We start from the raw sequence: 26,745 nt of genomic DNA on the forward strand, positions 1-26,745 counted from the left end.
AAAGTACTACTTGATTAGTACATTTCTACTATATTTCAATCCTCCTTTTTCTATTTGGATAAATTTTGTTTTATCCCGTAAAATTATACTGAGTTAAATTGAATATTCACGTTAATTTCTTGTAAATAAGTTGAATTATGTCGAATATTATATAATGACTATAGCATATAACTATTTTTCCAATAATTGGACTAATCGGGAGCTGCCAGGGGAGAATACAATACATATAATGAAGCGGCTTTTCCTTCCATGAAAGACGTGAAAAGCATCGATTGGCCGAATCAAATCAGGAGTATCCGGAGCGGCAACAATCAAGCTGAGAAAAGACAGCAGCACGACCTGACAAAAAGATGCGATTACCATTAATTAATCCACCGTGCTCTCATACGAAATAGAAAAAAGGATGCTTTACTCTTCGCCGGAAGGGTAAAGCATCCTTATTTAATATATATAGAACGCTAAGGATGACGTTTCCTTAGCGTTCCTTTACACGAGCATTATACCGGGACAAGCTCTTTCTCCTTTTCCTGCTTGCAGGCCTGCTCTTCGTCCTTGGATTTTTCGGAATTTGCCTTGGCCGGTGCCGCGGAGGAAGAGCGGTCGGATGCTTGTGTCATGTCTTCCGATTCAGCAGGCATTGCTAGATGCGGATTAGCGGCATCCGGAGGATGGCCACCCGCATTCGTATCCTCATCCGTCCCGGCGATCTGGAAGCGCTGGATTTGACTGAACAATTGCTGCGCCAGGGTTAGAATATCATCGGACTCGCGGGCAATTTGGTGGATCGCCTGATCCTGCTCGACGGAGGAGGAGTTAACCTCTTGTACGCTGGCTGCCGTTTCTTCGGCAATGGCGGCTACATATTGTACCGATTCCACCAGCGAGGCGTTCTTCGATTTCGCATCCGTAATCCGAAGATGGATCTGATCGATATGGCCGGACAGCTCGTCCATGGAAACCCGAATTTGCTGAAACGCTTCATGACTGTCCGACATCTTGGCATTCTGCTGCTCGAACGATTGCTTGGCCCCGGACAGCGCGGCGTCGAGCTCGGACATTTGGCTCTGCAGCGTTTGTACGATCTTGGCGATCGTCTTGGACGATTCGTTCGTCTGGGCGGACAGCTGGCGCACTTCGTCCGCGATGACGGAGAACCCGCGGCCGTGGACGCCCGCCCTGGCCGCTTCGATGGCGGCATTCAATGCAAGCACATTTGTCTGTGCCGAGATATCCGTGATGCTCGCCACGATTTTGCCGATGTGGGCGGAGTTGCGCGACAGTTCCTCCATGGAGGCATATACCTTATACAGCACGGTCTCAGAATGTTTCGACGCGTCTCCGAGCGCTGCCATGGACGTGGAGCCGGTATGCGTATGGAAGGCGGCTTCGCGGCTCTTGCGCTGCATCGTATCGGTAAAGGAAGAGATATTTGCCAGCTGCTCCTCCAGCTCGGTGATAATGTACGAGCTTTGTTCCGATTGGTGGGCCTGCTGCTCCGCCCCGGTTGAGATTTCCTGGATCGCCCGGACGATATCCTTATTGGATAAAGCCGTCGCGGAGGAGAACTCGCGGAAGGAGCGGGAATGCTCGGACAAGGAAGAGGCGATTGATTGCGTATTCGTGAGCATGCTTCGCACTTCACGGACCATATGATCGAAGCCCCGGCTCAGCATCCCGAGCTCGTCCTGCGCTTGGCTCTGAATCGTATGTGTCAAATCGCCCGCAGCGATCCGGCCGACGGCGTGCTGCAGCCTTTGAATCGGTGCTGTGAACGAACGGATAAGCACGTAGCCGATGGCCGCTCCGCTTACGGCAGCGAGGATAAACGCCGCAATCATCAGATTGACCGTTGCGTTCAAGGTATCCTTCGTCCGGGCTATCGCGGTCTCCGAATCCTTGGAATAAGAAACGTAAAATTGGTCAACATAGGTGAAGATTTCACCCATCAGCCTTTGCGATTCATTATATAAGTACTCCATATTCGTATCCAAATCTTTCGGCGTAATATTCTTGTCTTGGATCAGCTTCGAGGCGGTATCGAACGTATTGGTATATTCGCCCGTTAGCAGGAGCAGTTTACTGCGCCATAACGCCTTCTCATCGGTATCGGCGGTTTCGCCGATGCGTTTGATCATGCTGTCGTACAATTTTCGTTTCTCGTTGTATTTCGATATGTATTCGGTTTTCTTGGAGATCTCAAGGCCGGAGGCGATAATATTGAGCTCTTGAACCATTTCCTTCAGCTCCAGCGCCATCAGCTTTAGCTCCACCTTGTCGTTTTGCTGCTGCAGCTCCGATTCTACCGTGTGTACCTGCATTAAATTGTACATACCGACCAGCAGGAACATCAGCATGATGCCAGATAAGCCGGCGATCAGCTTACCTTTTAATGTCCGGCCGCCCGTTCTTTCCAAAGAACGCTTCAACAGAGACCCGTCTAATTTGTTAATCCGATTCATACTAGCCCTCCGTTTAATGAATATATGAATACTGCCTACATCATAGGTCCAAAGTATTAAGGGAATGGACGGTTTATGTAAATCATGCGTAAATTTTGTCGTTCCAAAACTTTTACATTCGCTTTACGTTTCGCGGGTTTAAACTTTACAAATGCTTGATAAGATGTCCAAGTAAACAACAAACGAACAAAAAAAGGGAGGACAAGCTGAAATGTTTAAACAGCTGTCGAAAAAAGGCTTTACAATCGCAATGGTAACCGTATTATCCGTGGGGGTACTCTCTGCTTGCGGCAAAACACAAACACCTGCCGCCGGTGATAAAACGACAACGCCTGGCGCTTCCACTCCGGCTCCTAGCACTAGCGCAACGAAGCCTGCAGATTCCGCCGCTCCGGTGGAAGGAACGGTAACGGCTTCCGGCTCCAGCGCCCTGCTTCCCCTGGTTAAAGTTGCTGGCGAAGAATTCATGAAGAAAAATCCTAAAGCGACAATCAATCCTACCGCCGGCGGTTCCGGTCAAGGTGTGAAGAACGTAGCTGACGGCACATCTGATATCGGTAATTCCGACGTCGAAGCTGGTCCTGAATACAAAGACAAAGGCCTGGTTGACCACATCGTGGCTGTGGCTCCTTTCGCTCTGATCGTTAACAAAGACGTGAAAGTAGATAACCTGACCAAACAACAAGCAGCCGACATTTACATGGGCAAAATCACCAACTGGAAAGAAGTAGGCGGCGACGACGCGAAGATCGTACTCGTTCACCGTCCGGACGGTTCCGGCTCGAAAGCATTGGTTAAACAAATCGTGCTTGGCGGACAAGAGTTTACTAAAGACGGCGTAACGCAAGATTCCAGCGGCGCGGTGGCAACGGCTGTAGGTCAAACGAAAAACTCTATCGGTTATGTAGATACGCCATACATCAAAGGCGACGTGAAGGCTGTTAAGTTCGACGGCGTTGCATTCAGCAAAGACTCGATTAAAGGCGGCCAATACCCGCTGTTCGGTATCGAACATTCTTATACGAAAGGTGAGCCGAAAGGCGCAGCCAAAGCATTCCTGGATTACATGATGAGCGACGATTTCCAAAACAACTTTGTTGAAAAAGCAGGCTTCCTGCCGGCCAACCTGTTGAAGAAATAATCATAAAGCTATAATTACACACAAAAAAGCAGAGACGCTTAAGTCCCTGCTTTTTTTGTGCGCTTTGGAGAATTTTGAAGAACGGCGACGTAGATGTCGTATTTTCAATAATTTTTACATTCTCTTAACAATTCTATGTTGCTGCCCTTACAATCATCCTCTATGATGATAAAGTATGTCCTGATAAAGGACCGCGGATTGACCGGACCTAGATTTACAAATTCCGGTTTCACAAGGAAATCATGAATGCAGGGGGAATTGCAAATGAATTCGTTCGCCGACCAGCTGACGGATAGTAACGAGCACCATAAGAATAACTCCAATACAAGCCGCTGGACCCGCTGGCAGAATCGGAACGACCGCCTCATGCGCTGGATCTTTGTCGGAAGCGCCGTGCTCGTGTCGGTCATTATTTTTTCGATCATCGCCTTTGTCGGATGGCAGGGCATTAAGACGTTCACGGGAGTGACACCACTGGAGTTCTTCTTCTCTTCGGATTGGACTCCTTCACAAAATAAATTCGGAGTTTTTGCATTTCTGTACAGTACCCTGCTGCTTACACTGCTTTCCGTGCTGATGTCTTTGCCGCTGGCGCTCTCCGGGGCGGTATTCCTGGCAAAGATCGCTCCGAGTTGGGTACGCGAAATTATGCGTCCGGCTACGGATCTGTTCGTCGGCATTCCGTCCGTCGTTTACGGTCTGATCGGCCTCACGATCATCGTACCTTTTCTTGCAAAATTCAATGATGGCCTCGGTTACGGGATTCTGCCTGCGGCCATTATTTTGGCGGTCATGATTCTCCCGACGATTCTGTCCATCACCGAAGACGCGATCCGCGCATTGCCCGGCCGCTTGGAAGAGGCTTCGCTGGCGCTTGGCGCCACCCGCTGGCAGACGATCTGGCGCGTGCTTATTCCGGCCGCCCGTCCCGGCATTCTGACCGGCGTTATTCTTGGCATGGGGCGCTCCATCGGCGAGACGATGGCTGTGTTCATGGTTATCGGGAACTCCCCGCAGATGCCGAAGTCACTGCTGGATTCTACCACGGTATTAACCACCGCAATCGTGAAAGATATGGGGAACACGAATTACGGAAGTACATGGAACAATGCCCTCTTCCTGATGGCTCTCGTTCTGCTGTTGATTTCGCTGCTGTTGATCCTGGTTATCCGAATCGTTGCAAAGAGGAGCGAAGTGAAATGAACAGCAAAACGACCGACCGTATCGCTACAGGCTTTTTCTGGGCATCAGGCATTATCATTATGCTGCTTCTGGCCTGGTTCCTGATCCGCATTCTGGGTGACGGGCTTCCTAAGCTGTCCTGGCATTTCATCACCGGGCGTCCGGAGGAATTGATGGCCGGGGGAGGGGTAGGACCGCAGTTGTTCAACTCCTTCTATATCTTATTCCTTTCTCTTCTTATTTCCTCGCCGATCGGCGTCGGAGCCGGAGTGTATCTTGCGATATACGCCAAAAAGAGCCGATTTACGGACCTTGTCCGCATTTCAGTCGAGGCGCTTTCGTCCGTTCCTTCCATCGTATTCGGCTTGTTCGGCTTCCTGCTCTTCGTGAACTGGGCCGGCTGGAAGTTCTCGATTATCGGCGGCGCGGCTACGGTCTCTCTGCTGAATTTGCCGGTTCTCGTACGGGTAACGGAGGAAGCGATCCGCGCCGTTCCGGAATCGTACTGGGAAGCTTCGCTTGCGCTTGGCTCGACCCGCTGGCAGGCGATCCGCAAGGTACTGATTCCTGCCGCGCTGCCAACACTCATTACCGGCATTACGCTGGTGGCCGGACGCGCGCTGGGCGAATCCGCCATCCTGATTTATACTGCGGGTTTGTCCGTTTCCAGAAAAACGCCGGATTTCAATATCTTTAGTATGGGCGAAACGCTGTCCACGCATTTGTGGTATATTCAATCCGAGGCGCTTGTTCCGGATGCCAAAGACATCGCTCAAGGCAGCGCCGCGCTGCTCCTGCTTGTCGTGCTCGTATTCAACCTGCTCATCGGCATTCCTAGCCGGTACCTGCAGAAAAAATTGTCCGGAGGGAAATAAAGATGGCTGAAGCGCATAAAATTAAAGTGGAAAATTTGAACCTATATTACGGCGATAACCATGCCCTGCATAATATCGGGCTCACCATAGACAGCAATTCCATCGTTGCCCTGATCGGGCCGTCCGGCTGCGGCAAATCGACGTTTCTGCGGACGCTGAACCGCATGAACGATTTGATCGACAATGTCCGGATCAACGGCAATATTTTCGTAGACGGGCAAAATATTTACGACGGCAGCACCGATGTCGTTTCCTTGCGTAAAAAAGTCGGCATGGTGTTCCAGCGCCCGAATCCGTTTCCGATGAGCATCTATGACAATATCGCTTACGGTCCGCGTATTCACGGACAAAAGAAGAAGGCCGTCCTCGACGAAATCGTGGAGCGCAGTCTGCAGCAAGCCGCGTTGTGGGATGAGGTTAAAGACCGGTTGAACAAATCCGCGCTCGGGCTCTCCGGCGGACAACAGCAGCGGCTTTGTATCGCCCGTCTTCTTGCGGTTGAACCGGATGTGCTGCTCATGGACGAACCTACCTCGGCGCTCGATCCGATCTCCACGCTCAAGGTGGAGGAGCTGACGCAAGTGCTCAAAGACAAATACACGATCATTATCGTAACGCATAATATGCAGCAAGCGGCACGAATTTCCGATTATACCTCTTTCTTCCTGAACGGAGTACTGGTAGAATCAGATAAAACCGATAAAATTTTTACAACGCCGACGGATCAACGGACCGAAGACTACATTACCGGACGTTTCGGCTAATCGTCGATCCGGTACAGTAAAGGGGTGTAACGATTGGATAACCGGATTAACTTTCATCAATCGCTGGATCAATTGCAAGAAACCCTTCTGCATATGGGGAAGCAAGTGGAGAGCATGATCTTTCAGGCGGTGGATGCTCTGGCTCGTCAAGACGAGAACCTGGCCCGCCGGACGATCGAAGCGGACGACCAAATCGATGAGATGATGATTCACATCGAAGAAAATTCGCTGCGGCTGATCGCGCTGCAGCAGCCGATGGCCAGCGACCTTCGCATCATCAGCACGGCACTGAAGATTGCAACGGATCTGGAGCGTATCGCCGATCATGCGGTCGATATCGCCAAGATCTGTCTGCGCTTGAATGGGGAAGCGCTCGTTAAGCCGCTCGTGGATATTCCGCGGATGGCGGAGCTGACGCAAGCGATGCTGAGGGAAAGCCTGCTCGCATATACCGAGCGCAACGTGCACCGCGCGGCGACGCTGGCGGAGAAGGACGATGAGGTCGACAAGCTGTATAGCGGCCTCGCGAACGATCTGCTTAAGCTGATGGGCTCCGATATCGCGGTCAACCGCCAGCTGACACAGCTGCTCCTGACGGCGCATTTCCTGGAGCGGGTGGCGGACCATACGACGAATATCGGCGAAGGCGTTATTTACATGGTGACGGGAAAGCGGAAGGATTTGAATATTTAGCAGGCCGAACCGGAGGACGAATTTATGTCCTTCGGTTTTTTCAGTTGATAAAAATTTATTAGTTTTCGCAACTTATAGCTTCGCATCAACCTTGATAAACGCGCTGGTTCTTGTAAGACAAGGAAGGCGTAGCCGTTCAGATTGACGTGAAACCCGGATAAGTAGAAAAATGCAATGGTGGTAGGTGGGATATCCCCTGTAGGAGCGATAGCGTCCGCCTTTGTTATCGGAAAATGACCGCTGCATAGCGAATAAATTGAAAATTTTACGGGTAACAACAGCGGCCGGAAGGGGATACCCCACCGGAGTACCAAGGCAGATTTCTCTATTTCATGGGTTTCCAGGGCAGCCTGGACAGCGTAGCCGTTTATCCTGGCGTCCATTGCCAAGCCTCCTCTGTTTACACAAATTTAATAATCCGGGACTTGCAAGTTAACATTAGGATTATTTTCCTATGGTATAGTAGTAAAAAAGAAATGGATGAAGTAGGGATGCAAGATGGCAATCCAGCAGGAGTTGAAAACATCATTTACGCATAGTGCCGAGGCGATTCGGCGCGAGCTGGCGGATATTCTGGATCATCAGCGTATCGTTTCCGTGTATCAGCCTATCGTTTCCTTAACCGACGGTCAAATTCTCGGCTATGAAGCGCTCACCCGGGGACCGGAGCAGAGCGTCCTGCACTCTCCGCTTCCTCTCTTCGAGGAAGCCGAGAAAGCAGGACTTTTGTATCCTTTGGACCGGTTGGCCCGGCAGAAGGCGATTCAGAACGCATTCGTCGGCGGCGGAGATCAGCTGATCTTCATCAATGTCTCCGCCCATATCTTGAAAGACCCGCATTTCGTCCCGGGGAGAACGCTGGAGCTTCTGGAGAGCCGGGGACTGCGTCCGCAGCAGGTCGTATTCGAGATCACGGAGCGAAGCTCGATTGAGGATTTCGAATCCGCGAAGAAAATTCTGGAGCATTACCGGAGCCAAGGCTACCGGATTGCGATCGACGATGCCGGTGCCGGTTATTCATCGCTTCAGGCGATAGCCGAGCTCCATCCGGATTTTATTAAGGTGGACCGTTCGCTCGTCGAAGGCGTGCATCAGAAGAAAATCAAAGAATACATATTGGAAACACTCGTTACTTTCGCGCAGAAGCTGGATATTTCGCTGATCGCCGAAGGGATCGAGACGACCGAAGAGCTCGTCAAGCTGACGAGAATGGGCGTTCATTACGGCCAAGGCTATTTGCTCGGACGGCCGGGGAAGGACATGGCGGTGCTGCCGGAAGGGATGCAGGACATGATTCTGCGCTACCGCAAGCAGTATGATACGGCGGGAAGCCTTTGGTCCATCGGTGATCTGTCCGCTCCGAGCCAGAGGTTCGACCGCAAGACCCCCATTTCGCAGGTTGCCCAATATTTCAAGGATAATCTGAATGCGCTGGGCGCCGTTATCGTATCGGCTGACGTTCCGGTCGGCTTGATCATGCGGGACCGTTTGTTTCAACAGCTGGCGGGACAATACGGCTTCTCCCTCTTCTGGAACCGGCCCATCGAGCAGATCATGGACGCGAAGCCGCTCATTGTGGACGAGAGCACGCCCGTGGAGCATGTATCCCAGCTCGCAACCTCCCGGGAGATCAGCAATCTGTACGATCTGGTCGTCATTACAAGCAAAGGACTAATGAAAGGAACGGCTTCCATCCGGAGCATCCTGGAGTGCATTACCAATGCGCGGATGGAGACGGCCAAGGTAGCCAGTCCGCTCACCGGGCTCCCCGGCAATATGCAAATCCATAGAGAGCTGAACAAGCGTCTGACGAACCGTAAGATGTTTTCCGTCATCTACGCGGACCTTGACTATTTCAAATGGTACAATGACCGCTACGGCTTCCACAAGGGCGACCAGCTCATCCAGTTCACGGCGGATTGCCTGCAGCAATCGATTGCGGTGCTCGGAAGACCGCTGGATTTCATCGGCCACATCGGCGGAGACGACTTCATTATCATGTCAACGACCGACTCTCCGGAGAAGCTGTGCGAGGAAATTATCCGGCGCTTCGATCAAGGCGTCGAAATCTTCTATGATTCGGAAGAATGGAGCTATGTGGAAGACCGCAGCGGCAACCGCATCAAGAGCGAAGGAGTGACGCTTTCCTTATCTCTCGTCATCTGCCGGACGTCGGCGGCGATCACGGCCGAGCAGATTTCCAAGGCTTCCGCCAGGCTGAAGAAGCAGGCCAAGTCTCAAAAAGGAAGCATCTATTACCTGACTAGCATCGGCAGCGAGCCGGAAGATGAGGACCTTTATGGCTCCGACAATAGCGACGGAAGCTGAGTCAATGTCCGTATTAGAAAAACATACCGTTTCCCGAGCTTCTGCCGGGAAACTTTTTTTGCTTCCGGATGGCTGTAAGGCTCGACCGAACCGTTCAGCCAGACGGCATCCATGCCAGCTTTCACTGCGCCGACGATATCGTGCTTCCATGAATTGCCGACCATAACAGCCTGCTTCGGGGGAAGCTGAAGCGCGCTGAGGGCCGCCTTGAACAAGGCGGGCGCCGGCTTCTTCTCGGAAGTCTTCGAGGCGGTGAAGATGGAGGCTTCGGGGAAATATTTCGTCAGTCCGAAGCGGGAGAGCAGCAGCAGCACCTCGTCTCTGGGGCTGTTGCTGATGATGGCAAGCCGGTATTTGCCGGCCAGCGCATCCAGTGTTTCCAGGGTTCCGGGGGCGGGCGTCTTGGCTCTGACCTGGCGCAGGCGAACCTCTTGCATAAAGCTGCGGAGCATGGAGGCGGAAACGGGCACGTCCCACGGGCGGAGCGCTTCGACAAGGCATTGATGCTGCACATCATCGAGAGGGAGCAAAGCGGTACGCAGCTTCTTGCGCTGCTGCCACTCGTTCAAGTAATGCTGCCAGAGCTCCTCCGGGCTCGGCACGGAATCGGAATACCATCTCGCCGTATAATCCTTCCATACTTCGCGGAAGCTCGTCTCAAAACTGATATTTTGCCGAATCAACGTCTGGTTCACATCGAAAAAAATAACGCTTTTGCCTGGCAGGGGGGTTCTTTCGTTCATCGGGACTTACCTCCGATCTCCTAAGACGGGACGCATGGGCTCCAAGGATCGAGTTATAAGTCATTTTATGCGGGCGGAACGCTCCTCACCCCTCGTCAGGACAGGATGAAAGCTTTTTTTCTTTTGCCGTCCTATGCTATCATGGTATAAGCAGTTAGTATGCCAGATTGGGGTGCAGGGATGTCCAAATTAGTTTTGATCGACGGTAACAGCATCGCGTATCGCGCTTTTTTCGCGCTGCCGCTGCTTAGCAATTCGCAGGGGCTTCATACGAATGCGCTCTTCGGTTTTACCACGATGCTGCTGAAGCTGCTGGAAGAACAGAAACCGACGCATTTCCTGGTGGCGTTCGATGCCGGGAAGGCGACGTTCAGACATAAAGATTACGCCGAATACAAGGGTGGACGCGAGAAGACGCCGCCCGAGCTGTCCGAACAGTTCCCGGTGCTGCGCGAGCTGCTGTCGTCTTTCGGTATCCGGCATTTCGAGCTGGACGGCTATGAAGCGGACGATATCATCGGAACGCTGACCCAAATGGCCGATGAGCAGAATGGCCTCGAAGTCGTCGTCGTGACAGGCGATAAAGATATGCTGCAGCTGGCTTCAAGCCAAGTGACGATCGCCTTGACGCGCAAGGGCATCAGCGAGGTGGAGCTATTCGATCCTGCGCATATCGACGAGAAATACGGGCTGAAGCCGCTCCAAATTATCGATTTGAAAGGGCTGATGGGCGACCCTTCCGATAATATTCCGGGGATTCCCGGGGTAGGAGAGAAGACGGCGCTTAAGCTGCTCCATGAGTACGGCTCCGTAGAACAGGTGCTGGAGCATGCCGCAAGCCTCAAGGGCAAGATGGGCGAGAAGGTCGCCCAGCACGCCGGTGACGCCCGGCTGAGCAAGCAGCTTGCGACCATCTTCCGCGAAGTGCCGCTGGACCTGGGATGGGACGAGCTGAAGTATACAGGCTATGAAGGATATGCCTTGGGAGATATGTTCCGCAGGCTGGAGTTCAAATCGCTGCTGGAGAAGATGGATTTGGGAGCCGGAGCGGCCGGCCAGGACTCTTCAGAGGCACTCGACATCGAGCCGGTGCTGATTACAGCGAACCGTTTGGACACGCTGGCGGAGGCGCTTAAGGACGTCAGCGCCCTGCACGTGGAAGTGATCGGGGATAACCCGCATATCAGCGAGGTGCTGGGCCTGGCCTTTTATACAGGAGGCTCGGAGCAAGCGGCAGCGAAGCCGGTTTGCTACTATGTGCCGTTCCGGGTGCTGAAGGAGCAGGCGGCTCACACCAGCGTTGCCGCGCTGAAACAATGGCTTGCCTCGGAAGACAAAAGCATCGCCGTCCATGACCTTCACCGCGTCTTCGTTGCGCTCTCCTGGGAAGACTATACGCTGGGGGGCGTCAAGTTCGATACGCTGCTGGCGGGATACCTGCTCGATCCGACTGATTCGGCGCTGACGCTGGGCGGCCTATCAAAGCGCTACGGGCTTCCGTCCCTTCCGGCCGACGAGGATGTGTTCGGCAAGGGAGCGAAGTTCAAGGTGCCTGATGACGAAACAGTCTGCGGCTATCTGTGCCGGAAGGCGGCGGCGGTGGAGCTGCTCGCTCCGAAGCAGAAGGAAGCGATAGAATCGGCCGGCATGGCCAGCCTGTTCTACGAGCTGGAGCTGCCGCTTGCGCTGGTGCTCTCCGAGATGGAGCGCAAGGGCATCCGCGTCGACGCGGAGGAGCTGAAGCGCTACGGGCAGGAGCTGGCGGGCCGGCTTGAAGAAATCATGCAGTCGATCTACGAATCGGTGGGCATGGAATTCAATATTAATTCGCCGAAGCAGCTTGGCGAGATCTTGTTCGAGAAGCTGGAGCTGCCGATTGTGAAGAAGACGAAAACCGGCTATTCGACGGATGCCGAGGTGCTCGAGAAGCTTGAGCCGTATCATCCGATGGTCGGTAACATATTGCATTACCGGACGCTCGCGAAGCTCCAATCCACCTATGTGGAAGGACTGCTCAAGGAGGTCCGCCCGGGCACCGGCAAAGTGCATACGTATTACAGACAGACGATCGCGGCGACGGGCCGCCTCAGCAGCCAATACCCGAATCTGCAGAATATTCCGATCCGGCTGGAGGAGGGGCGCAAGATCCGCAAGGTGTTCGTGCCTTCCGAGCCGGGCTGGCGCATCCTGACGGCCGATTATTCGCAGATCGAGCTGCGCGTGCTGGCGCATATCTCACAGGACGAGAAGCTGATCGAAGCGTTCCGCAACGACATGGACATTCATACGAAGACCGCCATGGACGTGTTCGGCGTAACGGAGTCCGAGGTCGACTCGAACATGCGGCGCCAGGCGAAGGCTGTAAATTTCGGCATCGTGTACGGCATCAGCGATTACGGCTTGTCCCAGAACCTGAACATTACCCGGAAGGATGCGGCGAAGTTTATCGAGCAATATTTTGCCGTATTCCAAGGGGTTCGGGCTTACATGGACGATATTGTCAAAAAAGCCCGTCAGGACGGCTACGTCACGACGCTGCTGCAGCGCCGCCGTTACCTGCCGGAAATCAATGCCTCCAACTTCAATCTGCGTTCGTTCGCCGAACGGACGGCGATGAATACGCCGATTCAAGGCACCGCGGCCGATATCATCAAGCTGGCGATGGTTCAGCTCGATGAACGGATGAAGAGGGAAGGGGTACGCAGCCGGATGCTGCTCCAGGTGCACGACGAACTGGTGCTGGAGGTGCCGGAGGAAGAGCTCGGGCTGATGCGGGCGATGGTCGCCGAAGTAATGGAGCACGCGCTGAAGCTGGACGTTCCCCTGAAGGTCGAAGCAGACGACGGCGCCAATTGGTACGAAGCCAAATAACGTTTAGTTCATCGGTAAGCAAAGGAGACAGACATCATGCCGGAATTACCCGAGGTAGAAACGGTCCGGAGAACACTTCAGCAGCTGGTAGTCGGCAAAACCGTCGAACGGGTTACCGTCCGCCTGCCCAGAATCATACAACGGCCTGACGATATCGAAGCCTTCAGCCTGCTGCTGCAGGGGGAGACGATCACGTCGGTGGAACGCCGGGGCAAATTTCTGCGGCTGATGTTCGATCATTATACGCTTGTCTCCCATCTTCGGATGGAGGGACGCTACGGGGTATATGAGGCGGAGGAGCCGCTGGAGCCGCATACCCATGTCATCTTTCATTTCACTGATGGAACCGAGCTGCGCTATAAAGATGTACGGCAATTCGGAACGATGCATATTTTTCCGCGGGACGAGGACCTTCAGGAGCTGCCGCTCAAAAAGCTCGGCCTGGAGCCTTTGGACGATGCCTTTACACTGGACGCGTTCCGGAAGGCGGTCGCCCATCGGACGACTCGCATCAAGCCGCTCCTGCTCAATCAGGAATACATTGTCGGCATCGGGAATATTTATGTGGATGAGTCCCTCTTCCTGGCTGGGATCCATCCCGAGAGGGCAGCGAATACTCTGACCGGACCGGAGCTGAAGCGGCTGCATGAAGCGATCGTGCTTACGCTGAAGGAGGCGGTGGCGGCCGGAGGCTCGTCGGTCAAATCCTATGTCAACGGCCAGGGAGAGATCGGGATGTTCCAGCATCAACTGAAGATGTACGGACGCAAGGACGAAGCCTGCCAGCAGTGCGGACATGCCATTGAGAAGACCGTCGTCGGGGGCCGCGGCACGCATTTCTGTCCGAAGTGCCAGCCTCGCAAACGCCGCCGCGCGGCCAAAGGTTAACAGCCTCAGACTCCGTATAATGTCCTGATTTATTGCACATCCTTCCTTAACCGCCCATATAGTAGAGGGTGAGCTACCGGTTAAGGAGGTATTCGTAATGCTGCACTTCTTATCCCTGTTGTTTCTGGCATTTGCCGTAAGTTTGGACGGCTTCGGCGTCGGCGTAATGTACGGATTGCGTAAAATCCGGATTCCGCTGCCGTCCGTAGCCATTATCTCTTGTTGGTCGGGACTTATCATTTTCTCCTCCATGCAGGTCGGGGTTCTGATGAGCCGCTTCGTATCGCCGGCTGCAGCCAAAAGCATCGGTGCCTCCATTTTGATGGGGATCGGCTTGTGGGCGCTCTATCAGATCATCACCGGGAAGAAGGAAGAGGGGGCTTCAGAGAATGTGAAGCTGGACATGGGTGCAGCTTCAGCTCCGATCGGGACGGAGGCTTTCGCCCGAAAGATCATCAATATCGAGCTGAGACGCTTCGGCCTGGTCATTCAGATCTTAAAGACTCCGTCGATCGCCGATATGGATCGCTCCGGCTACATCTCTCCTTATGAAGCTACCCTGCTGGGACTTGCGCTGTCCCTTGACGCTTTCGGAGCGGGAATCGGCGCTGCGTTGCTTGGATATACCCCTTGGCTGACGGCTTCGGTCATAGCCTTAGCCAGCGGCACATTTCTTAGCATTGGACTGAACGTCGGATTCCGGTACGCCGGAATGAAATGGCTGCGTAAAATGTCTGTCCTTCCCGGATTTGTTTTGATTATTATGGGTATCATGAAATTGTTTTAATCTATATGGTTAGGAGCTTAAGGCATGAATATCGGATTAACCGGGGGAATCGCCTGCGGCAAAAGCACCGTCTCCTCCATGCTGGTCCGCCGGGGCGCGCTGCTCGTAGACGCGGACCGGATCGCGCGTGAGGTCGTCGAACCCGGCACCCCCGTTCTGGCTGAGGTCATCGCCAGATTCGGCGAAGACCTGCTCCTGCCGGACGGGTCGCTTCACCGGAAGAAGCTGGGGGAGCGCATCTTCGGCGATCCGGAAGCGCGCCGGGCACTGGAGCAAATCCTGCATCCTCCGATTCGTGCGACCATGCGAAGCCGGATGGAGGCGTATGAAGCCCGTTATCCGGACAAGCTGGTGATCGTGGATGTGCCGCTATTGTATGAGTCGAAGCTCGAAGCGATGTTCTCGGAGGTGCTGGTTGTCTATGTGCCGCGCGGCGTCCAGCTGGCGCGGTTAATGGAGCGGGATGGCCTCACAGCGGAAGAGGCCGAGAAGCGTCTCGCGTCGCAGATACCGATCGAGGAGAAGAAGCTGCGAGCGGATGTGCTTATCGATAATTCGGGATCGCTCGACGAGACGGAGCGTCAGATCGAGCTTTTTTGGACGGAGAGGGGGCTGGGATGAGCTTCTGGCGGAAGAAACGCGTATTCGCACTTTTGCTGATCGGTTTTGTCATTTTTCTTTTTTTAAGCAGCTCTGCGGTGGGCCGGTTTATGTACCCGATTCGGTACGATAAGGAAATTCGCCAAATGGCGGACAAGTACCAACTGGATCCGTTCTTGATTGCGGCAATTATCCGGGTCGAGTCGAATTATAAGCTGCAAACGGTATCCAAGAAGGGCGCCTATGGCCTCATGCAGCTCATGCCCGATACGTCCGATTGGATCATCGACAAGGCTCGTTTCTCCGATAAGTATAGGGATCAGCTGCATGACCCGTCCGTAAGCATCGAGCTGGGCGCCTGGTATTTGGATTGGATGCAAAAGCAATTCAACGGCAATATGATCGCCGTCATCGCGGGCTACAACGCAGGGCACGGCAAGGTCAGCCGCTGGCTTCAGGAGCGCGAATGGGACGGTACCCTCAAGGGAGCGGATACCATCCCATACGGGGAAACCAGGCATTATGTACAGCGGGTCATGTACTATCACGATAAATATGTGAAGTTTTATAAACAGGAATGGGATGCCCGTTAACGGTAAGCCCGAGGGGGCAAAAGCAAAGAAGTATTGGACATGCTTCTTTAAGGAAGCGGTTGTCCAATACTTCTTGCGTATTCCTTAAAACGTGTTATTATTTGAATTGACCAGCCAGCGATTGCTCGGCGATTTGCACCAGGCGACGAGTAATGTTACCACCGATCGCACCAGCATCACGAGTAGCCATGTTACCCATGTAACCGTCTTGGGGAATAGCAATACCCAATTCGTTGGCTACTTCGTATTTCAGTTGATCCAACGCTGCATTTGCTTGAGGAACAACCAATACGTTGCTGCTACGGGATTGTCCTGCACCCATATCTTTTCACCTCCTTGTCGTTAGTAAATCTATTATGCGCGTTTCCGCGCTGTTCATTACACCGATACAATGGCAATTTATGAGAAGGAGTAAGCTAATGAAGTGCCCTTATTGTGATTATCCCGGAACGAAGGTTTTGGATTCCCGTTCCGCGAACGAGAACAAATCGATCCGCCGGCGCCGCGAGTGCGAGAAGTGCCAGAAGCGGTTCACCACCTTCGAGATGGTGGAGGAGACGCCGCTGATCGTCATTAAGAAGGACGGCAGCCGGGAGGAGTTCAGCCGCGAGAAAATTCTTCGAGGCCTGATACGGGCTTGCGAGAAGCGGCCGGTCTCCATGGAGCGTCTGGAGATGATCGTCTCCGAAGTCGAAAAGCAGCTGCGCAACACGGCCCAGGCCGAGGTGGACAGCCGGGAGATCGGTGAAATTCTTATGAGCGAGCTGTATCCGGTCGACGAAGTCGCCTATATTCGTTTCGCATCGGTGTACCGTCAATTCAAGGACATCAACATGTTTATGAAAGAGCTGAACGAGCTGCTCGGCAAGAACCAGGTCGGCGGAGATATGGGGAAATAACCAGCTCCGCCCGCCAGTCGAGCTGGTTGATAAAAAACGTTGACAAGCCCCTGGGCACTGTGATATGATCGTTTTTGTCGCCGCAAGGCAAATAAAATACGGGGCCTTAGCTCAGCTGGGAGAGCGCATCGCTGGCAGCGATGAGGTCAGGGGTTCGATCCCCCTAGGCTCCATACAAATATATAACAATGCAGCCGTTATGGCTGCTTTTTTATTTTGGCGAAGCCCTAAGGATGACTGAAGCATTTCCGCATATTGGCTAACGATGAAGGATAACAACCCCGTATACAGAAGGTGCAGGTTTTACCCCGGGGATATACGCGCCTGTTATTATAATTCCTGTGTTTCGGTTTCCGCAGCCCTTCATTCCGTCAGCGGCTTCTCCGGGACCCATACGGTACCGCTGTAGCTAGAATAGTATATCCGTAGGCTGTTCCACGATATCTTCCGAAATAAAAGGATCCAGTATCCATTTATCCCCCATTCATCTAGGTACCACCTACCGCTTCCTTCCAGCACGCCCCGGGCCGAGCTAACCCATTTGTACCGCCGCAGTCATGCGGATCTTCTAGGGTGCCAAAGTTTTTAATCTCGCGGTATATTTCCTCATAGCCGCTGTACAACACTCTTTTCGTCGTCCTCGATCCATTTCGCGCTGAGCCGGTTTGTACGGGGATTTAATCCTTGCCTCCATACTTTTTGCTGCACTCCACCCAGCCGATCCGCAGGCTGCCGTTTTTGTTTTTCTTGGAAATCGTGATCATCTACCGACCTCATGATGACTTTCGTAATGGAATACAATCGAAGCAGCACCATGCTCAACCGACGGATTCATATGGTATTACAACATAATAGCCAGTGTTATGCTATCGGAGCTCCATACGGAATGTTGTTATTGCAACTCCGAAAGCCGGTCAATGAAGGCATCCAGAAGCGAGGAGGAGTGGCGATTCAGGTTATAAGCATAATAGATATACCGTTTGTAATCGTTTTGAGGAATGGGGCGGTATACGAGTTCTCCGCGTTCAACCTCTCTTTGTACAGCCAACCTGGATAAGAAGGAGATTGCTTCACCCTTCATTGCGACCTGCTTGATCGCTTCAAGGGAATCCATTTCCATCACGGCATTCAGACGAACGCCGTTTGTCCGTGCCCATTTCTCAGTCATTCCTCTGGTACTCGATTCCGGACTGTGCATCAGGAACGGTTCCCCGGCCAGCATTTCCGTGCATAATTGCGGCTGCTCATTCAGCTTATGAGTAGGGGCGAAGATGACCACGAGCTCATCCTCGCACAAGGCATGCGCCGAAAGCGGCGGAAGCTGAAACGGTTCCGTAGAGAAAAGGCCAAGGTCAATTTCGTGGTTCAGCAGCTTCTCTTGAATCACGGGCGCCGTCTTGACGGACAAGGATAAAGTAATTCGCGGATAAGATTTGGCAAAGCGGCTGATCAGGTTCGGAAGGATATAAGTTCCGGGCACATAGCTGGCTCCGATTCGAAGCGTACCTTGGCCCAATTCCTGAAATTCTCTTACAACTCGCTCCGCTTCTCTTGCGAGCGCATTGATTTTGACCGCATAATGCTTGAAGGCTTGACCGGCATCGGTAAGCATCGTTTTACCGGAGCGCGTTTCAAACAATTGGACGCCAAGCTCCTGTTCCAAGCTTTTCATGTGGAATGTAACGGTAGGCTGCTTCAAACCGAGAGTCTCCGCGACTGCCGTTATTTTTTTATGCTGATCAAGCAGCTCGATAATTTCAAGTTTCTGCAAATGAACATTCATATATGCTTCCTCCCAGGGAGTAGTAGAACCGTTTCTCAAGATACATTATAGATAATTTCTATGATGAATAACAATATTCATTGATATTTTTTACATAGTATTAACTTCGGGATAACATTATCATGATTTTCAAAATTTACAATGATCCTAGTTTCCCAAATGGAAGAAGGTGAATTTTCATGGATGTCATTACCCAGGGGTTAGAGAAAAAGTACGATCAGGTTCAAGCTCTGCATCCTACCAGCCTATGCATCCGCAAGGGGCAGATTACGACCCTTCTGGGACCGTCAGGATGCGGCAAGACGACGCTGCTCCGAATGATTGCAGGTCTTGAGACTCCCGATCAAGGTGAGATTCGGATCGGCGATGGCAAAGTTTCGCTCGGCATGGCCATGGCGGTTGTGACCGTAGGTCTTACGACCATTATGCTGCTGGGCATTAATTACTTAAGCTCCAAAAGAAAGTGGAATGTTTAATGAAAGATAACAATTACAAATTAGAGGCTGCTGTTTGGGGTGGCGCAGGAGAACATGGACGCTCCTGTTATTTTCTGAAACAAGATGGTTTGAGTGTGCTTCTCGATTGCGGAGTGAAGAAGGAAGGGGCAGGCAGCTATCCGCTGCTTTTGGAGGAGGATGTAGCGGAGCTCCAAGCCGTTTTCCTTTCACATGCCCATGAGGATCACTCTATGGCAATCCCTTTTTTGTATAAGTTGGGGTACACAGGGAAGGTCTGGATGACCCGGGCGACAGCAGAGCAGCTGCCCAGCTACTTTACTTCTTGGCGCAATTATGTGGAGTCCCATTCGGCGGAGCTGCCTTATCAAGAAGAGCATATTGGTTCCATCCGGATCGCGTATTTGGATGAAGAGGTTCCGCCAGGCGAGTGGCTCGATATTATGCCGGGACTACGTGTACTATGGGGGAAAAGCGGTCATTTGTTAGGATCGGTCTGGCTGCTGCTTGACATGGAAGGTGTCTTAGTATTTTTCTCTGGGGACTACTCCGTCGAATCGTACTTGCTGACCGCGGATTGGCCATCCAATTTTCCGGTACCGAGCCAACGGAAGGTTGAGTTGTCACTGATTGATGCTGCATACGGAATTGAAACGGAGAAGCAAGAGGCAAAACTGGCCTGCCTTGAGAAACTGGCACAAACAACGTTCCTACAAGACGGCAAGCTGTTACTACCCGTCCCTCCGTTCGGAAGAGGGCAGGATTTGCTGCTCTGGCTTACGATCACTTTTCCAGATATCAGGGTTATGGCGGAAAAGGAGATTGCAGACGCTCTGGAACAAATGCTGCATTGGACGGATTGGTTGAAGCCGGGGGCAGAGCGGAGCATTCGAGAGCTTTTGGAGGACAATAGAATCTGTGTCGCAGCTAATCCTGCGGAGCGCCAAGCGTTTCTCGCTCAAGAAGGTCCATGCGCCATTCTTACTGTCGACGGGATGATGCAATCGGCACTGGCCCAATGGTACTATAACAAACTGCGCAGCAATGGGCGTAATACCGTAATTCTAACTGGTCATTTAGCTCCCGGAAGCTTCGCACGCAGGCTGCTGGAAGAGGGAGCAGATGCGGAATGCCGGGTGGAATGGATCCGGTATAAGGTTCATCAAGGAATCAATGATGCAAGGAGAATGATCGATGCGCTAGACAGCACGTATACTGTGCTTGTTCATGGAAAGAAATCATTGACGGATGAGGTGGCTGCTGTACTTGCTGGAGAGCGATATCAAGGCATTCATTCACTCTCTCCCGGAGATTCGATCTTGATTACGGATTAATCGAGAGTTGCTTTAGATGAAACTCAAGTCAGTGCACCTCCACAACAAAGGTATCCGTTCAATGAAACCGACGGTGGTGAGGTTCGCCCAAGCTCTGATTTATCTTGCGGCCATTTTAAATGTGATTAATGGGGTCTTCTCGCTCGGCAGTGCGGGAATGGTCAAGAAAACATTGTGCATTGCCATGATTATCTTTGGTGTAGCGGCCGTTTATATTGCAACTTGTCTGAACAATCCAAATGCATCCGGACGCAACGCGGCGATCGTTCTTTCCGGCATTCTAATCGCGCTGCGGATAGTCGAGTTCGCTGTCTGGCACAACATCGGATTTTTGCTGGGCGTTATCCTGCCGATCATCGTCATCTGGAGATTAAACAGCTCAGAAGCGAGAGCTTGGTTTCGTTAAAATGAGGTCAGTGGTTTGCCCGCGCGCACGAAGCGTCGGCGAAGGAGTACATCTGGATAGCGCATTGAGGGTTATTCTGCAGGTAGTCGAACAGGCTGCTTAAGGGATAACCCTTTTTTTTCAACATCTCCCTTGGCTCCACGAATACATTAAACGTAAACGACATGCCCATTTTTCTTTTATACATTTTCACATAGAAAATCCAATATATTACAAAAGGAGACTAAGCTGATTAGAATCAGATTTGCGATGGGGGAGGATGGCTTGGCAGACAACTGCATTCAACTGTTAGGCTGTTTGAAAATTACTATAGATGACAAAGAGTTAACGACGGTTTTTTCAGGAAGTAAGGTCAAGCTGCTGGCATACTTGCTTCTAACTTTTGACATGCCGCAAAGCAGGAAACAAATTGCCTTTGACTTCTGGCCGGATTCCACCGAGAAACAAACCCTTTCCAATTTGCGGAAACTACTTCACAACCTGCGAGGATGCCACCCGAAAATCGACCGATATCTCAAGATCACTCCATCATACATTCATTGGAACGATGAGCTGCCCTTTATTTCGGATGTGCGCGAGTTTGAACAGGCGGCGAAAGGTAAACACCTCTGCGAGCTTCGCAAAGCGGAAGAACTGTACAAGGGAGAGCTTCTTCCCGGGTTTAACGAGGAATGGCTCGATGCCAGGCGGAAACAGCTGGCGCAAACGTATTTGAACATGCTCGATAAGCTCATTTCTATTTTGGAAAGCCAGCGGGAATACCCGTCGGCTATATTTTACGCGAACAAGCTGCTGGTCCGGAATCAACTAAGTGAGGAAACGTACCGCATGTTGATGCGGCTGCATGCCTTGAATAAAGACATGGCGGGTGTTGCCCAAATTTATCGCCGAATGCATAGAACATGGCAAGAGGAACTAGGGATAGGCCCTGCGGAGGAAACCGTGCAGCTGCTGGAAAGGCTTATGCAGAACGGCTTCGAACCTTCGACGGCCGCGCAAAACAAGCTGATCGGCAGAACTGCCAAATGGGGCACTTTCTGAACACTTGGAAGCAGGTAACGGCAGGCAAAAGCGCGATGCTGATATGGAAAGGGGAGGAGGGAATCGGCAAAAGAGACTGGGCGCAGGAATTTAAAGTGATGGTTGGTGAAATTTTGAAACGCTTTTGAAGCGCTCCCTTCTTTAGAATGTCTTAGAACGGACTGATAAATAATTAACGAAAGGGTGATTGGATTGAAGATGAATTTTATGAAAATGAAATCGATTAAGGTTGTCCTGTTGGTTGCTGCGATACTGGCCAGCTCGTTTGGATCCGCCTATGCGGCGGCCAATTTGGAGCCGATCAACGCTTTTTTTAACCGGGGCGTATCGTTCGTATTGAAAGGCGAATTATGGCAGCCCAAAGACGAAGACGGCAAACCGCTTACGGCTATATTTTATAACGGAAACAACTATTTGCCGGTCCGGGCTTTGGCCGAAGGACTAAAAGTACCGATCGACTATGATGCTGTCACTCAAAAAATTTACATTGGCGGCAAGCCCGGGGAGAAGACGCCGATTTTTGCCATACCGATGGAAATCGATAATATTTATGCGATTTTGTCAAGAGACGCCAAAGATACGTTTAGTGAAAAATAAACAGTACCAGGAAGTATTAATGATCGACCAATACGGAGATGTTACTTTTACAGTTGACCGCAAGTTCAAGCGGCTCATCCTGGATGCCGCCGTTGTCAGCCCCGGAGAAGAAAATGTAGAATTTTCGCTGTATAACGCGGGGGGGTCTGCAGGAAACGCAGCCCTTACGGTTCTGGAAAAGCATAAAATTAGTCCGGAAGACAACGTAAAGCAGCTTGTATTTAATGTCGAAGGTCTGGAAAAAGTCAAAATCCATGTGCAAAGTCCCAATTTGAACCCGTATATTTATGCCAGAATATTAGATACTTCTTATTTTGATAACGGGGATTCTGCCGCTAAGAAATAGCTTGATAAGTAAATAACGCCGGATGCGTCGGAGGCGGAAGCAATAACGCTTCCGCTCCGACGATCAGCCAGGAGCAGCTGCGCGCAAAGGCATAATTTTCAATAAGTGAACCACCCCGCAAGCGATCGGCTCAACCGAATGATAATTCACCGGTATACCGAAAATGGACGCAAAAGGGAATTACAGTTAAACTGTCGAACATAATAATAACACGTATCAAACCGCTGCAAATGACAGCGTAGAACGGTGGTTATCATGTCTGCACCAATTTTATCCACTAAATTATATATCCCCCCGCTTCGGTCTAAATTGGTCCTCCGCCCCCGCCTGATCGAGCGTCTGAACGAGGGCATGCATCGCAAGCTGACCCTCATCTCCGCTTCCGCCGGCTATGGTAAAACTACGCTTGTCAGCGAATGGCTCGCCGGTTGCTCGCAACCAGCCGCCTGGCTGTCATTGGAAGAGGGAGATAACAGGCCCGCACGTTTTCTGACATACCTCTTCGCTGCTTTGCGGACAATTGCGCCGAATATTGGAGAAGGCTTGTTTGGTTTGCTCCAATCCCCTCAACCGCCGCCAATCGAATCGATGATAACGGCTTTGCTCAATGAAATCACCGCCATTCCGGACAATTTCGTACTCGTCCTTGACGATTACCACGTTATTGATGCCAGACCGATTGACAATGCCGTCGCCTTTCTGCTCGAGCACATGCCGCAACAGATGCATTTGGTCATCACCACCCGCGAGGATCCGCGCCTACCCTTGGCACGGTTACGGGTCAGAGACCAATTGATTGAAGTGCGCGCTGCAGACTTGCGCTTTACCTCCTCCGAAGCGGCCGAATTTCTGGTCCAGGTGATGGGGCTAAGCCTTTCATCGGAAAAAATTGCCCTTCTGGAATCCCGCACGGAAGGCTGGGTTGCCGGCCTGCAATTAGCTGCGCTTTCCATGCAGGGACAGCAAGATCCCGCCCGCTTCATCCAAGCTTTCACCGGCAGCCACCATTTCGTACTGGATTATCTGGCCCAAGAAGTGCTAGAACAGCAATCCGAAAGCATCCAGACTTTCTTGCTGCACACATCCATCCTTGACCGGTTGTGCGGCCCTCTTTGCGATGCCGTTCTTCGCAAGGGAGCCCAGGAACACCTCACCCCCTCAACTTCCGGGCAAGAAACCTTGGAATATCTCGAGCAAGCGAACCTATTCGTCGTCCCGCTGGACAACGAGCGGCGTTGGTACCGTTATCACCATCTTTTTGCTGATTTGCTGCGGAAACAGCTGCATCAGAGCACGGATGATGAGAGGGTCACGGCTGAATTACATATACGTGCCAGCATATGGTATGAAGACAATGGACTTGCGATTGAAGCTTTTCACCATGCCGCTGCCGCTAAGGATGTCCCGCGCGCCGCTCGCTTGATAGAGGGAGAGGGGATGCCCTTGCTCTTTCGTGGAGCGGTGACCCCTGTACTGAATTGGCTGGATTCAATGCCGCACGAGGAACTGGATGCAAGGCCTTCGTTGTGGGTCATGTATGCCTCTGCATTGCTGATGGCGGGTCAAATGACCGACGTTGAACATAAACTGCAAGCTGCTGAAAAAGCACTGCAAGGTGCTAAGCAAGACGATAAGACCTATGATCTTATCGGACATATTGCCGCCATACACGCCACTCTGGCTGTCAGCAAGCACCAGGCAGAAACCATCATTGCCGAGTCGCGTCGTGCTCTCGAATATTTGCGCCCGGACAACCTGCCTGTCCGTACAGCCACTACCTGGGCGCTGGGATATGCTTACCAGCTTCAGGGGGATCGTGCCGCGGCCGGCAAGGCCTATGCCGAAGCATTATCGATCAGTCAGATGATAGGGCATGTCATGATCACCATTTTGGCTACACTCGGCCTAGGGAATACACAGGAAGCGGAAAACCAGCTTTATGTGGCGGCTGAGACCTATCGGAGCGTATTGAAGATGGCAGGTGATCCGCCGCTGCCGGTTGCTTGCGAAGCGCACCTAGGCTTAGCCCGTATATGTTATGAATGGAACGACTTGGATGCCGCAATGCACCACGGTCAACAGACCGTCCGGCTGGCGAAGCAGTTTGAACATACGGATAGAGTCGTTGCGGGTGAGGTCTTTCTCACGAGGCTGAAGCTTGCGCAGGGAGATGTGAGCGGAGCGGCCGCTATTATAGCTAAGGCTGACCATTACGCTCGCCGGCAGCAATTCGTTCACCAATTCCCCCATGTCGCTGCCGCACAGGTGTTTGTGTTGCTTTGCCAGGGCAATCTGGCAGCCGCCGCTCATCTGGCGCAGAAGCACGAGCTTCATATCAGTCAGGCTAGGGTACACTTGGCACAGGGAGACACGTCCGCAGCGCTGGCGGTGCTGGGGCCATTGCGCGGGCAGGCGGAGGCAATGAGCCTAGAGGATGAACGGCTCAAGATCATGGTTCTACTGGCGTTTGCTCTGCATGCACATGGTGACAAGGTCGAGGCCGTGCAAACACTGAGAGACGCTTTGACGATGGCCGAGCCCGGCGGTTTCATCCGTACCTTTGTCGACGAAGGTATTTCAATGTATAAGTTGTTGCGGGAAGCAGCTGCTCTTGGAATGATGCCGGACTATCTAGGCAAGTTGCTGGCTGAATTTGAAGCTGAGGGACTGAAAAGTGAAGTCGAATCGGATCAGCGCCCAGCCCAGCCTACCAAGCCCCTTATCGAGCCGCTGAGCGAGCGGGAGTTGGAAGTACTGCACCTCATCGCCCAAGGGCTCTCGAATCGTGAGATTAGCGAGCGGCTTTTCATCGCGCTCCCTACGGTTAAAGGGCATAACCGGACGATCTTTGACAAGCTGCAGGTAAAACGGCGCACCGAAGCTGTAGCGCGTGCCCGCATGCTGGGTCTGTTGTGATTTTTTTAAACAATACTTTAGTATCTATATGTCCATACCGTGCTGCAGATATACTTATTGCAGATTGAGGTTTGGAGGGAACCCATGAAAGCAATTGTATGCACAAAATACGGATTGCCGGATGTTCTGGAGCTCAAAGAAGTAGAAAAACCTGCTCCCAAGGACAATGAGGTACTAATAAAAGTTCATGCGACAACAGTAACATCAGGGGACTGTAGAGTTCGAAATTTCGAAGGTCCTACCTTGTATTGGATTCCACTGCGAATCATCTTTGGTCTCAGAAAACCGAGAAAATCTATTCTTGGGACGGAGCTAGCCGGGGAAATCGAAGCAATAGGCAAAGATGTAAAGCGATTTAAGAAAGGTGACCGGGTTTTTGCTTTCACTGGGATGCGGCTTGGTGCTCATGCCGAGTACTTATGTCTGCCTGAAGACGGGTTGGTGACATTAAAACCGGCGAATGCAACCTATGAGGAAGCCGCTGCCGTTCTTTTTGGGGGAACTACAGCATTGCATTTTCTTAGAAAAGGAAATATCCGGAGCGGACAAAAGGTTCTGATCTATGGAGCTTCCGGAGCGGTAGGGTCTTCCGCGATACAGCTTGCCAAATATTTTGGGGCAGAAGTTACCGGGGTATGCAGCAGCGCGAATTTTGATTTGGTGAAGTCTCTGGGAGCCGATAAGGTCGTGGATTATACAAAAGAAGATTATACGAAAAGAGAAGAGCGTTACGATATCATCTTTGATGCAGTTGGAAAAAGCTCGAAATCCAATGGCAAGAAAGCACTGACGCCGAACGGGACATTCGTGACAGTTGATGGGCAAGGGATTGCAAAGGTGCGTACGGAAGATTTAATTTTCCTCAAAGAGCTTATGGAGACGGGGAAGATAAAATCGGTCATAGATAGACGCTATCCGCTGGAACAAACTCCCGAAGCTCATCGATATGTTGAACAAGGGCACAAAAAGGGAAACGTGGTCATCACGGTGGAACATGATAACTAAACCTAACGAAGCACAGCACGCAACCTGATGAGGTTGCGT

At 52.0% G+C, this 26,745-nt stretch carries 26 protein-coding genes, 1 tRNA gene and 1 pseudogene; 22 read left to right on the forward strand and 6 right to left on the reverse strand.

Translation table 11 applies throughout. The features are described 5' to 3' along the window. Positions 1-497: 497 nt before the first annotated feature. Positions 498-2,459, reverse strand: coding sequence for a methyl-accepting chemotaxis protein (locus O9H85_RS05600; RefSeq protein WP_269880300.1), 1,962 nt, complete (start codon positions 2,457-2,459; stop codon positions 498-500). 211 nt (positions 2,460-2,670) lie between these two features. Here O9H85_RS05600 and O9H85_RS05605 point away from each other — a divergent pair, with 211 nt between their 5' ends. The 5 genes from O9H85_RS05605 (at position 2,671) to phoU (ending at position 7,114) form a co-directional block, all read left to right on the forward strand. After that, entirely contained in the window at positions 2,671-3,600 is a 930-nt protein-coding gene (locus O9H85_RS05605) for a phosphate ABC transporter substrate-binding protein PstS family protein (protein ID WP_269880302.1), read from the forward strand. 264 nt (positions 3,601-3,864) lie between these two features. Beyond that, the gene (pstC, locus tag O9H85_RS05610; RefSeq protein ID WP_269880303.1) at positions 3,865-4,803 is read left to right on the forward strand and encodes a phosphate ABC transporter permease subunit PstC; all 939 of its coding nucleotides are present in this window, start codon (positions 3,865-3,867) and stop codon (positions 4,801-4,803) included. Next, complete coding sequence (gene pstA / locus O9H85_RS05615) at positions 4,800-5,657, forward strand: phosphate ABC transporter permease PstA (RefSeq protein ID WP_269880304.1); 858 nt, start codon at positions 4,800-4,802, stop codon at positions 5,655-5,657. The genes pstC and pstA overlap by 4 nt, the downstream gene beginning before the upstream one ends. Before the next feature lie 2 nt (positions 5,658-5,659). Next, on the forward strand, positions 5,660-6,421 hold the full coding sequence (pstB, locus tag O9H85_RS05620; protein WP_269880305.1) for a phosphate ABC transporter ATP-binding protein PstB: 762 nt from the start codon (positions 5,660-5,662) through the stop codon (positions 6,419-6,421). A 33-nt stretch (positions 6,422-6,454) separates the two neighbouring features. Next, positions 6,455-7,114: a phosphate signaling complex protein PhoU gene (gene phoU / locus O9H85_RS05625; RefSeq protein ID WP_269880306.1), complete on the forward strand. Its 660-nt coding sequence runs from the start codon at positions 6,455-6,457 to the stop codon at positions 7,112-7,114. Here phoU and O9H85_RS05630 read toward each other — a convergent pair. After that, entirely contained in the window at positions 7,111-7,497 is a 387-nt protein-coding gene (locus O9H85_RS05630; protein WP_269880307.1) for a hypothetical protein, read from the reverse strand. The two genes, phoU and O9H85_RS05630, sit on opposite strands and share 4 nt — an antisense overlap. Positions 7,498-7,612: 115 nt before the next feature. On the opposite strand from O9H85_RS05630, the gene O9H85_RS05635 reads away from it, so the two are divergent. Next, positions 7,613-9,442: a bifunctional diguanylate cyclase/phosphodiesterase gene (locus O9H85_RS05635; protein ID WP_269880308.1), complete on the forward strand. Its 1,830-nt coding sequence runs from the start codon at positions 7,613-7,615 to the stop codon at positions 9,440-9,442. Here O9H85_RS05635 and O9H85_RS05640 read toward each other — a convergent pair. Continuing rightward, positions 9,412-10,185 (reverse strand): HAD family hydrolase, encoded by a 774-nt coding sequence (locus tag O9H85_RS05640; protein WP_269880309.1) that lies wholly within the window; start codon positions 10,183-10,185, stop codon positions 9,412-9,414. The genes O9H85_RS05635 and O9H85_RS05640 overlap by 31 nt on opposite strands. Positions 10,186-10,365: 180 nt before the next feature. Here O9H85_RS05640 and polA point away from each other — a divergent pair, with 180 nt between their 5' ends. The 5 genes from polA to O9H85_RS05665 all read left to right on the forward strand — a co-directional run bounded on the left by polA (position 10,366) and on the right by O9H85_RS05665 (position 15,924). Then, a complete protein-coding gene (polA, locus tag O9H85_RS05645; protein ID WP_269880310.1) occupies positions 10,366-13,056 on the forward strand; it encodes a DNA polymerase I in 2,691 nt (896 codons plus the stop codon). Between the two features lie 36 nt (positions 13,057-13,092). Further along, entirely contained in the window at positions 13,093-13,944 is an 852-nt protein-coding gene (mutM, locus tag O9H85_RS05650; protein WP_269880311.1) for a DNA-formamidopyrimidine glycosylase, read from the forward strand. A 97-nt stretch (positions 13,945-14,041) separates the two neighbouring features. Then, on the forward strand, positions 14,042-14,731 hold the full coding sequence (gene ytaF, locus O9H85_RS05655) for a sporulation membrane protein YtaF (protein ID WP_269880312.1): 690 nt from the start codon (positions 14,042-14,044) through the stop codon (positions 14,729-14,731). Positions 14,732-14,755: 24 nt separating this feature from the next. Further along, positions 14,756-15,352: a dephospho-CoA kinase gene (gene coaE / locus O9H85_RS05660; protein WP_269880313.1), complete on the forward strand. Its 597-nt coding sequence runs from the start codon at positions 14,756-14,758 to the stop codon at positions 15,350-15,352. Continuing rightward, on the forward strand, positions 15,349-15,924 hold the full coding sequence (locus tag O9H85_RS05665) for a lytic transglycosylase domain-containing protein (protein WP_269880314.1): 576 nt from the start codon (positions 15,349-15,351) through the stop codon (positions 15,922-15,924). Before coaE ends, O9H85_RS05665 begins: the two co-directional genes overlap by 4 nt. A 97-nt stretch (positions 15,925-16,021) precedes the next feature. Here the strand turns inward: O9H85_RS05665 and O9H85_RS05670 are convergent, their stop codons facing one another. After that, positions 16,022-16,246 carry an alpha/beta-type small acid-soluble spore protein gene (locus tag O9H85_RS05670; RefSeq protein ID WP_269880315.1) on the reverse strand — a complete coding sequence of 75 codons (225 nt, stop codon included), beginning with the start codon at positions 16,244-16,246 and terminating at the stop codon, positions 16,022-16,024. Positions 16,247-16,343: 97 nt separating this feature from the next. Here O9H85_RS05670 and nrdR point away from each other — a divergent pair, with 97 nt between their 5' ends. Both nrdR and O9H85_RS05680 read left to right on the forward strand, forming a co-directional pair. After that, positions 16,344-16,823 carry a transcriptional regulator NrdR gene (nrdR, locus tag O9H85_RS05675; RefSeq protein WP_269880316.1) on the forward strand — a complete coding sequence of 160 codons (480 nt, stop codon included), beginning with the start codon at positions 16,344-16,346 and terminating at the stop codon, positions 16,821-16,823. Between the two features lie 100 nt (positions 16,824-16,923). Next, a tRNA-Ala gene (locus O9H85_RS05680) sits at positions 16,924-16,996 on the forward strand. A 433-nt stretch (positions 16,997-17,429) separates the two neighbouring features. On the opposite strand, the gene O9H85_RS05685 is transcribed toward O9H85_RS05680, so the two are convergent. Continuing rightward, positions 17,430-17,645: a hypothetical protein gene (locus O9H85_RS05685; protein WP_269880317.1), complete on the reverse strand. Its 216-nt coding sequence runs from the start codon at positions 17,643-17,645 to the stop codon at positions 17,430-17,432. 70 nt (positions 17,646-17,715) lie between these two features. Next, a complete protein-coding gene (locus tag O9H85_RS05690; RefSeq protein WP_269880318.1) occupies positions 17,716-18,606 on the reverse strand; it encodes a LysR substrate-binding domain-containing protein in 891 nt (296 codons plus the stop codon). A gap of 179 nt (positions 18,607-18,785) precedes the next feature. Between O9H85_RS05690 and O9H85_RS05695 the strand changes: the two are divergent. The 9 genes and pseudogenes from O9H85_RS05695 to O9H85_RS05735 form a co-directional block, all read left to right on the forward strand. After that, positions 18,786-18,974 (forward strand): annotated as a pseudogene (locus O9H85_RS05695) (ATP-binding cassette domain-containing protein); the annotation flags it as partial. 107 nt (positions 18,975-19,081) lie between these two features. Continuing rightward, entirely contained in the window at positions 19,082-20,395 is a 1,314-nt protein-coding gene (locus O9H85_RS05700) for an MBL fold metallo-hydrolase (protein WP_269880319.1), read from the forward strand. Positions 20,396-20,456: 61 nt separating this feature from the next. Then, entirely contained in the window at positions 20,457-20,801 is a 345-nt protein-coding gene (locus tag O9H85_RS05705) for a hypothetical protein (protein ID WP_269880320.1), read from the forward strand. A 264-nt stretch (positions 20,802-21,065) separates the two neighbouring features. Further along, positions 21,066-21,842: an AfsR/SARP family transcriptional regulator gene (locus O9H85_RS05710; protein ID WP_269880321.1), complete on the forward strand. Its 777-nt coding sequence runs from the start codon at positions 21,066-21,068 to the stop codon at positions 21,840-21,842. After that, on the forward strand, positions 21,827-21,970 hold the full coding sequence (locus O9H85_RS05715) for a hypothetical protein (RefSeq protein ID WP_269880322.1): 144 nt from the start codon (positions 21,827-21,829) through the stop codon (positions 21,968-21,970). Before O9H85_RS05710 ends, O9H85_RS05715 begins: the two co-directional genes overlap by 16 nt. 70 nt (positions 21,971-22,040) lie before the next feature. After that, complete coding sequence (locus O9H85_RS05720) at positions 22,041-22,439, forward strand: hypothetical protein (protein ID WP_269880323.1); 399 nt, start codon at positions 22,041-22,043, stop codon at positions 22,437-22,439. A 19-nt stretch (positions 22,440-22,458) separates the two neighbouring features. Further along, a complete protein-coding gene (locus tag O9H85_RS05725) occupies positions 22,459-22,785 on the forward strand; it encodes a hypothetical protein (RefSeq protein ID WP_269880324.1) in 327 nt (108 codons plus the stop codon). 255 nt (positions 22,786-23,040) lie between these two features. Next, positions 23,041-25,701 (forward strand): LuxR C-terminal-related transcriptional regulator, encoded by a 2,661-nt coding sequence (locus O9H85_RS05730; RefSeq protein WP_269880325.1) that lies wholly within the window; start codon positions 23,041-23,043, stop codon positions 25,699-25,701. Positions 25,702-25,785: 84 nt separating this feature from the next. Then, complete coding sequence (locus O9H85_RS05735; RefSeq protein ID WP_269880326.1) at positions 25,786-26,706, forward strand: NAD(P)-dependent alcohol dehydrogenase; 921 nt, start codon at positions 25,786-25,788, stop codon at positions 26,704-26,706. Positions 26,707-26,745 lie beyond the last annotated feature (39 nt).

Origin of the sequence: Paenibacillus gyeongsangnamensis (assembly GCF_027533625.1) — a bacterium.
Classification (GTDB): domain Bacteria; phylum Bacillota; class Bacilli; order Paenibacillales; family NBRC-103111; genus Paenibacillus_G; species Paenibacillus_G gyeongsangnamensis.